Source organism: Sphaerisporangium sp. NPDC049002 (assembly GCF_040649355.1).
Lineage (GTDB): Bacteria > Actinomycetota > Actinomycetes > Streptosporangiales > Streptosporangiaceae > Sphaerisporangium.
Genome location: NZ_JBEZFH010000270.1, coordinates 1 through 8,830, shown reverse-complemented (window position 1 = coordinate 8,830; position 8,830 = coordinate 1). Strand labels below are relative to the sequence as shown.

Sequence of the window (8,830 nt, the reverse complement as noted above, 5' to 3'; positions counted from 1 at the left end):
CCCGGTACGGGTACGGGCGGCTGCCCGACGTGCCCGTACCGGGCCGGCGCCGCCCGGTCGGGCCAGCGGACGCAGAAGTCTCCGAGGTCCACGATCCCGGCGATCCACGCCTGCGGCCTGAACGGCCGGTACTCGGACGGATCCAGCCGCGCCACGTGCGCGGCGTACTGCCTGAACCGCTCCCGCACCGGGGCGCGCCTGTCCCACAACGCCGGGTAGTCGTTGCACGTCACCGTCACGTACATCGGCAGGCTGAACGTCCTGCCGCGCGCGGCGGATCCGCTGATCGGCCGTACCCGTTCCGCCAGCTCCACAAGGGGCTCGACATCCCGCTGGACCGCCAGGCGCAGGGCCTCGGGCAGCCTTCCGTACAGTTCCACATGGCTGGAGGCGAGCTTGTACACGGTGCTCGCGAGCGCCGTGTCGTCCAGGACACCGCCGGAGTAGCGGATCGGCCTGTCCTCCAGGCGCCGCGCCATGGTCTTCAGGTCGTCCAGCACCGCGTCCCCGTCGCACCCGCCCCCGGACCGGCGGCACAGCAGGTGGACGGACCTGCGCATCGCCCGCGCCGCGGGCCCGCCCAGCATGTCGAAGTCCAGCGGGTACGCCGAGGACATGACGATCGAGCGCACATGCTCGGGATGCCGCTCGGCGTAGACGGTCATCAGGTACGTGCCGTACGACTGGCCGAGCAGGTCGAGCCTGCCGATGCCCAGGTGCGCCCGTACGGCGTCGATGTCGTCGGCGGCGGCGGCCGTGGTGTAGTAGCGGCGCCGGGCGCCGATCTCGGTCCCGCAGGCGTGGACCGCCTCCAGCGCCAGCAGGCGCGACCCGGACAGGTCGCTCCACCGCGCCGAGTCACACCGCAACGGCCCCGACCCGCCGACCCCGCGAGGGTCGACCAGCAGCAGATCGTAACTGTCCAGCAGGTGGCGGTACGCCCCGGCGTAGTCCCGGTGCCCGATCACCGGCACCCCGGGCCCGCCCGGGTTCGGCACGATGGTCCCCTCGGCGGGCCGCGAGGTGTCGTGTCTGCGCACCAGCGCGTAGGCGACGGTCGTAGTGCCGGCCGAGGGATCGTCCCTGTCCAGCGGCACCCGCAGGCTCCCGCAGGTCGCCCCCACCGGACACCCCGACACCACACTCGCCGCCCCCGCCGCGTCCGCCACACCCACTGCGCTCGCCGCACCCACTGCGCTCGCGGCACCCTCGGCGCTCGCGGCGTCGCGAGCGAGACCCGCACGGGCGGACGCGGACGCGCACGGGAGCGACAAGAGCAAGGCGGCGGCCGCGACGCTCGCGGCGACGGATCTCATTATGTTCATGATCCGATCCTCCGCCGCGCGGGATCCCCCGCTCCGCTCCCCCGACCTCGGCGATTCCGGTACACACAGCCCTTAGCCCGGCGATCGCGCCGCACTGGAGAGGGGCCGTACACGACGCGGCTCCGGCACACGGCAGGCTTCACGGGAGCGGCCGGGACGGTCGCGGAACACGCGTTATTCAGCCTGCGTGTCCGCCGACTTCAGCCAGGTCCAGGAGGGCCCGTTCAGCGGCATCACGCAATCCGGCGTCATCGAGACCGCCCACCTGTTCCAGGATCTCCTGATCCGCGCAGTAGTCATCCACCGAGGCGAACAAACCGTCGAGAACATCGAACAGCCTCCCCTGCCATGCTGGTCCCCTTTGTAACACCACCGACCTGCGGATCGGCACGGAGACCGTGCTCGCTGCCGTCGCCCAACTCAGTTTCTGCTAACCGCGGGAGAGGCTGGGGCCGGTAGATCGCCTTAGGCTCCTTAGTCTCGACCGGAGCCCCGAATGCTGGGCGCGGCGGCTTTAAGCCCAGTGGAAAGCCGCCGTGGGCCTAGAGATGGCCCCCGGCGGCACGCCGACTTATGAAGAGATGCCCTTAACCCATTCCCATCTTTCTCCGCGTGCTTGCAGCAAAGTAAGACTGTTGCGAATACAGTCTTCTAGGCTGGCACCATCAAATCGGATCGGACCCTCTTCACCTAGGGGCGAGCCGCTCATTACGATTGTCCAGTAGTCCTCACCTTCTTCCAGCCTCTCTCCGTCAGTCTTTAGGATTACGTTAAGACCTGCTTCTGAAAGCTTCGTCATCATCTGTTCTATATTCACACGTGCTCCGTCTAGTAGCCACGTAACGCGGCCGCGATGTCTCGTACGTTCGTAAGTTTACCAGTAGCGACCTGCTGAATGATCTTTCTTAGTTGCGCAGCGTTAGGTCCAGTCGAAATATGATTGCGTTTCATAAGTGCTTGGACTACCGCCTGCGCGGTTCTCTTGTTTCCGTTGTCGAACATGTGAGCGCCGGCGATATCCCGAATAACAACACCCAATTTCTCCCAGAAGCTGCTATAGCGATCCATGTTCGCGTACATGCTTTCCAGGGAGCCGTTAATGGTTGTGGAACCGCCAAAATTTCTATTAAGGCCGGTGATCTCGTTACTGTCGAGGCTGTTCTTGATACCTCCGCACCCGCTTGCATTATGAACTAGGGCGTCAGTGGTTCCAACAGCCACGTGGTAGGTGCGGAGCCCTTGGATCGTGAGGTTGTGGACGCGCTGGTTGGCTCGCTGGTAAGCGCGGAGATGCAGCACCTTAACGGAAAGCCCTGTTGCCGTCCGAAGATGCATCCCAGCCTGAAGGGTTGATGCGTTGAACCAGTGCCCCTGATCATCGACCCAGAATGGGTGTTTGTCGGTTGCGGTAACTGTCCCGACGGCATTTCCCTTGTCACCATCGGAATCCACGGTAATTTCTACCAGATCTTTCTGGCCCTGACTCTCAATTAGTGCGACAACGGGCTTGGACTCGTTCTGGCCCGTTAAGGGATCGGTGGCCAGAACCTCATCTCCAAGTTTGATGTCTTCGATCGGCTTTAGGGTTCCGTCTGCCATAAGAACCCTAGTGCCAGGAGCGAAGCTATTGCATAGTGCCTCGCCTTTGGCTATTTTTCGAGCGATGGAGGCAAACTTTGGCAGCTTCCCCAGGATGGTTGCGGCCGCTTGAGCTCCAAGCTTTGCGACCACCGTTCCTGCGATCTCTTCCGGCCCGAAACCGGCAATCAGGAGCGCATCAACGACCAATTTGATGTTTGCTGCGTGAGCTTTGGCGTGTGCGGTTACAGGGTCACCGTCGCCGCTCAAGATCCATTCGGCGCAGGTCTGGCTAATCCGCTTGATATCATTGGCGTCAGAGCCGCATCTCTTAACGTACTCGACATATGCAAGCTCGATCGCCTTTGACAGCTCGACTTCTTGGGCTTTCTTCCATTTAGCCTTACAGCTGCTCTCGCCATACTTATCTACGCAAGAATTCCATTTAGCGACTTCCTTGCAATGTTGCGTAGATTTCTCGATAGGTGACTGGCATCCATCGTCGCGGGACAAGCCGGACGGGTCGGAGAAGCCAATGGGATTGTCACCAGCATAACTGTATGGATTCGCTGCCTGTGGTTTGGTGAGATCGAGAACAGGGTCGGTGGAGATGAATCGAGCTATGTTGGGGTCGTAATAACGAGCGGACAGATAATCGAGGCCGGTAGTATCGTCTTCAACCTTGCCCAAGAAACCGTGATCGGTAAAGGGCAGGTCGTCGATGCCTCGGCGTTTGCCGTAGGGCAAGTAGCGTTCGCGGCTGACCTGCCCGGTGCCGTCGTCGATTCCTAGCTGCTGGCTGCCGTGGAGTCCAGACGTCATCCATTTCAGGCTTCCGCTGCCGATGCGGATAGCAACCGTCGATCCGTCAGGGGCGGAGTAGTACCGCTTGCCCATCAGCTGGCCATCAGCCAGTTCGACTTCCATATCGCCGAGGTAGAGCGTGATCCTACCTCCTGGATCCCGGCGGATCAGGCGCTCGCCGTCGGCGTCGTAGACCATGGAAGTGTCCTGGCCGTCGACGGTGGCTTTTGAGAGTTCCCCGAGCTCGTTCCATTCGAATGTGGCCGGCTTGCTTGCTACCGTGCGCGTTTTTAGTCGACCCGTGTTGTCGTAGGCGTAGGAGTCGGTGCTGCCACCAGGCCGGTCGATGGAGGTTACTGTGTTGGGGCGGATCGACGAGGCGCCGGGTGTTGGGTAGTGGTAGGTGGAGGTTTGGTCGTTGTCGGTAAATGAGGTGAGGTTACCGACGAGGTCATAGTTGTACTCCTGCTTGTACGGATCAATGCCTAGGCCGTCAGCGCCAGATATGCCCGCCGTACATGAGGAAGCCGTCGTAGTCCAAGCGGCCGATAACCTGCGCAGCCCGTCATACGAGAAGCATTCTGACTGGCCTGTCGTACTACCCGAGACGGCCGAGGCCGCGTCCAAAATCCGAGTGATATCACCCGCCGCGCCGTAGAAGTACTGGTCGTCTTGGGCCAGCTGAGGAGTAGAGGTGTCGGCTTTCACCGTGGTGCTGACCCGGGAGAGCCATCCAGTGGAGTTGTCCCAGGTGACAGTTCGCTTGATTTTTCCGGTCGCCCCGTAATACCGCTCGGCCAGACGGGACGTCGCGGTGTACCTAGTGTCATTGACGTAAGTGAACCCCCCACCGAAGTCGGAGGTCAGCCCCTTGGCCAGTCCAAGGTCCGTCAATGTGGAGGTGACCTTCTCGGCCGGCAATCCTCCCGCTGCGGGCATGCCCACCTGAGTTAGATTCCCGGCAACGTTATAAGCAGCGGTGAAAGTGTAATCACCTGCCAGTAGGTCTTCTGACGAGGGAATGGTAAGGGTTGAGCCGGTCGGGCGGCCCATGCTGTCATAATCAGTGACCTGGCTGGTGTAGGCGTAGCCGTTAACGTAGCGGGATGAGGAGGTCAGCTTGCCCTTGGCAAGGGTGTCATAGGACCAAGAGCTCAGCTTCGTCCCGGTACCAGACTCACCGGCCCACACCGCAGTCTTACGCCCCAGATCATCGTAGCTGTAGGAGAGCTTTTGTCCGTTGCCGTCCTTGGTCCAGCTCAACCGCCCAGCCGAGTCGTAATGCTCCTCGCCGACTCCAGCGTCGGGGTCCTGGGAGGTGATTCGGCGGCCTAGGAGATCATAGGTGAAGCTTCGGATATTGCCGTTAGCGTCCACCATCTTGGTGAGGTGGCCTTCGGGGTCATAGGTGTAAGAGGTGTCTTTGTGCGTGGTGGCGTCGGGCCACTCTTCGATCTTCACGACCTTGTCGCTGGTGTCGGTCCAGTAGACGGACTTGCCGCCTACGGGTGGCTGTGACGCTGCCTCGTAGTGGTCACCGAAGTGAGTCGTCATTGTGCGGCGCAACTCGGATGCGCCGGTGTACTCGATTTGCGCTGTCGCCCTTTCGGCGCCGTCGTAGACGGTCTTGGACCACTGGGGCAGGCTAGTGAAGGCGGGGTTCAGCAGTCCGGTGCCCGCGTCGGCGGCGTTGTGCACCGGCTGAGAAACGGCAGCGGTAAGACCGCGTGCGTCATAAGCCGTGGCGGTGGTGATGCGTCCGCTTGCTGGCGAGGTCGACTGCTGTTCTCTTAGTCGGCCAAGGCCGTCTATGTAGGTGTGCTGTGTCACCCATATAGCCGTGCTGCCTGAGCCGGACTGTAGCTTGCTAAGCCTGGTTTTAGCCGCCGAGGTGGGCTGACCGAGGTTTCCGTCATAGGGGATGGTGTAACTCACGGTTGCTGCGGCTGTGCCGCCACTCTTGGGCTGCTGGGGTGTCCACAGGGTCGTGGTGCGGCCAAGCGCGTCGTACTCGAGTTGCGTGACCTTGGCGTTAGCGTCTCGTACCTCGGCGAGCTGGCCATAGTAAGGCGACCGCCGACTGGTCGTGATGTGGTCGAGCGGGTTGGTGGTCACCATGCCGTTCGACGGCCATCCAGTCGCAGGAATGTAGTCGATCCTTGTGGTCTTGCTGGCGGCGTCGATGGCAGACGTGGTCCGGCCATAGCTGTCGTAGCGAGCCCCAGTGGTTTGATACTCGGAATCGCTGCTGTAAACACGAGTCTGCGTGGCGTTGCCCACTGTCGGAGTATTGCTTGTGGGGCTGGTGGCGCCGTCGTAGAGAGTGACGGTGCGGCCGAGCAGGGCACCGGTGGTGCAGGTATCGCCTGCGCGGCGTTCGACCGTGGCCGGGTAGCTCAGCAGCCATTTGGTGGTGTTGCGAGCATAAGTAGTGGTGGTGCAGGTGTTGTCGGTGGCGTCGCCGGTCTGGCCGTAGTTGTTGACCTTGGTGGGCAGGCCGTAGGTGTCGTAGGTGGTGCGCTGGTCGGTGTAGCGGAAGCCGGTGGTGATGGCTTCGCGGGTGGCCTGGCGGGTGGTGTTGATCAGCCGGGGGTCGTAGATTCCGGGGCCGTCGCCGGTGGGGACGGTGGTGTACTCGTACCGGGTGGAGCCGACCTCGATGTAGCCGCCCAGGGTGGGGCCGCTTGGGGGTGTGGTGGGTGTCGGGGTGGGGGTCTGGGTGATCGTGGGTGTGGGGGTGGGGGCGGCGGTGCAGTCGCCGAGGTCCTTCCAGGCGTTGGTGATTTTGCCGGGTTCGGAGCCGACGCTGGCCTGCAGGGCTTCCCAGTGGTGGTTGGCCCAGGTGACCTTGTTGCCCGTGGTGTAGGAGCCGAATTTCTGCCAGGTGGGGTAGGTGCAGGCGAATACGGTGGTGCCGAACATGCCGCGCAGGCCGTTGACCAGGGCGCGGGCGGGGGCGAGGGCGGCGGTGATCATGCGGGCGCCGGTGGGGGCGGCCGCCGCTCGGTGGTGTTGGGCGGCGGCGTCGGGCTGTGGTTGTGTTCCGGAGGTTCGCGGGGGGATGGGTGGGCCCGTCGGGCCGGACCGGGCCGCTACGGGCTCCGCCGCGGCGGGTGCTACGGGTGCGGGTGTGGTGAGGGTTTGGCCGTTGATGGTGGTGGCGCGCCAGGTCTGTTCTTGCAGGGTGCGGCCGGCCAGGACCCGGGTGTCGTTGTAGGTGTTGCCCTCGAAGTCGGTGACCGTGGTGCGTTTGGGAGTGCCGTTGGTCAGCGGGTCGTCGTACATGCCGCGGTAGAACGCGGTGGTGGTGACGCTGTAGTCGTCGGGGCTGGTGCCGGCGCCCTTGATGGTGCGCACCTGCTGGTAGCCGCGGAACTCTTCCCAGTCTTCGGTCAGCATCTTGCAGTAGCCGCTGACCGGTGGGGTGCACAGGACCCCGTCCAGGGTGGTGGCGCGCATGTAGTTGAAGGCGCGGGCCCAGGCGGGGGTGCCGAGGTATTCGTACCGGGTGGGCATGTCGGGTGAGCCGCCGACCAGGTCTTTGTCGACGGTCTGGGTGACCAGCCACTTCAGGTACACCGCCCGGCTGGTGCGGGGGATGCCGTTGGTGTCGTAGTAGGAGCCGAGGGTGGCCTGGTAGCAGTCACGGGCGCCTGTGTCCCACCCGGTGGTGGGGTACCCCGACGGGTAGGGGCAGGGGTTGGGCTGGCCGTAGGTGATGTCGGTGCGCCCGCCGAGCCCGTTGTAGACGGTGGAGATGCGGGGGAACCGCAGCCGGGGCTTGCCCTGGGAGTCGTTGTAGTCGGCCCGGTTGTCCAGCAGGGTGGCTTCGAAGTCCACCGGAGGCAGGGCGATGTCGGGGCCGTCCCCGGCCAGGCCGACCGGGCGCAAGGTGTCCAGCCACAGCACCGGCCCGGCCGGGGGCAGGCCTTGCGGGATTTGGGTGTACACCCACTTGTACCCGGCCTCCAGCCGGTACACCTGGTCCCAGCCGCTGGTGGCCGGGTTGTGCACCGAGGTGACGACGTTGTCCAGGCGCTTGGAGATGTAGAACGCCGGACCCGGGGTGTCACAGGCGGTGATCACGTCGGACGGCCCGGACGGGCAGTTCAGATCGGTCGGGGTGTCGTTGTCCCACGGCACCCCCGAGGCCGGCGGGGTCCCCCGGTCCACGGCGTTGAACACCACCTTGGCGGTGTGCGCCGACCCGGTCACGTTGGTGTTACGCCCGTAGGCGACCTGCGCCAGGTAACCGCCCCGGTCATAAGCCACCCGGAACGCGCGCCCGTCCCCCAGCGGGCCGGGCTGGCACAACGCGCCGACCGTCTTGCAGTACCAGTTCTCCTCACGGGTGAAGGTGTAGTCGACCACGTTGCCGTTCGGGTCGATCTCCTGGTCCAGGTTCCACCGCCACGGCGCGAAACACAGCCCCGGCGCACCGGTCTTGGAATACTGGTCCCGGCACGGCTCCCCGGTGTCATCCCCCACATACGGGGTCTGCCACATCGAATCGCGGTGGTAGCCGAACCGGTACACCGTCCCATCGACCGTGGTCACCACCCAGAACGACTGCCCGGTCTGGGAGGAGGTGGAATAGTCGATCTTCCACCCGTAGTCCTCGACCGTCTTCCACCCGCCGCTGGTCCGATCCTTCACGATCGCCGACGACTTCCCCTCCACCGACAGCGTCAAATGCGAGGTGGTGTAGTCGGTGGTCGCCGCATCCCCGTCGTTCTCATCCGGCGACTCCCAGCATTGGTGCTTCCAATTACGCTGGTCAGGATTCTTGCTCGACTCCACCACATCATCGGCACACCCCCGAAACCGGCGCTCGATGAACCCCGTCGAGACATCCCACCCCATCCCCGCGACCGACGCCTGATTGTTGGTGTAGTTCGTCAGCCCATCGATCGACGACGACGAATACGACAACGCCAACTGCGGAGCCTCACCGGCCACCGGAGGCGGCACCGGGATCGGATAGTTGTACGAGAACCCGCCACCCGACAAACCGACCTGCCAGGAACCCAGGGCCCCGGCGAGTTGAGGTTTTGATGGGGTTCGTTCATAAACATACGGCTACGCAGGTAAGGAAATGCCAAGCCGCCACAGATGGAAAGGCA

The 8,830-nt window shown here is 63.7% G+C and carries 3 protein-coding genes; all 3 read right to left on the bottom strand.

Annotation, left to right across the window (positions count from 1 at the left end; genetic code table 11):
• Positions 1–1,325: alpha/beta fold hydrolase (locus AB0B89_RS32750; RefSeq protein ID WP_358560519.1), on the bottom strand; the 1,325-nt coding region annotated here is incomplete at its 3' end.
• A gap of 178 nt (positions 1,326–1,503) precedes the next feature.
• Entirely contained in the window at positions 1,504–1,716 is a 213-nt protein-coding gene (locus AB0B89_RS32745) for a colicin immunity domain-containing protein (RefSeq protein WP_358560517.1), read from the bottom strand.
• Positions 1,717–2,153: 437 nt separating this feature from the next.
• On the bottom strand, positions 2,154–8,717 hold the full coding sequence (locus tag AB0B89_RS32740) for an RHS repeat-associated core domain-containing protein (protein WP_358560515.1): 6,564 nt from the start codon (positions 8,715–8,717) through the stop codon (positions 2,154–2,156).
• Positions 8,718–8,830: the final 113 nt, after the last annotated feature.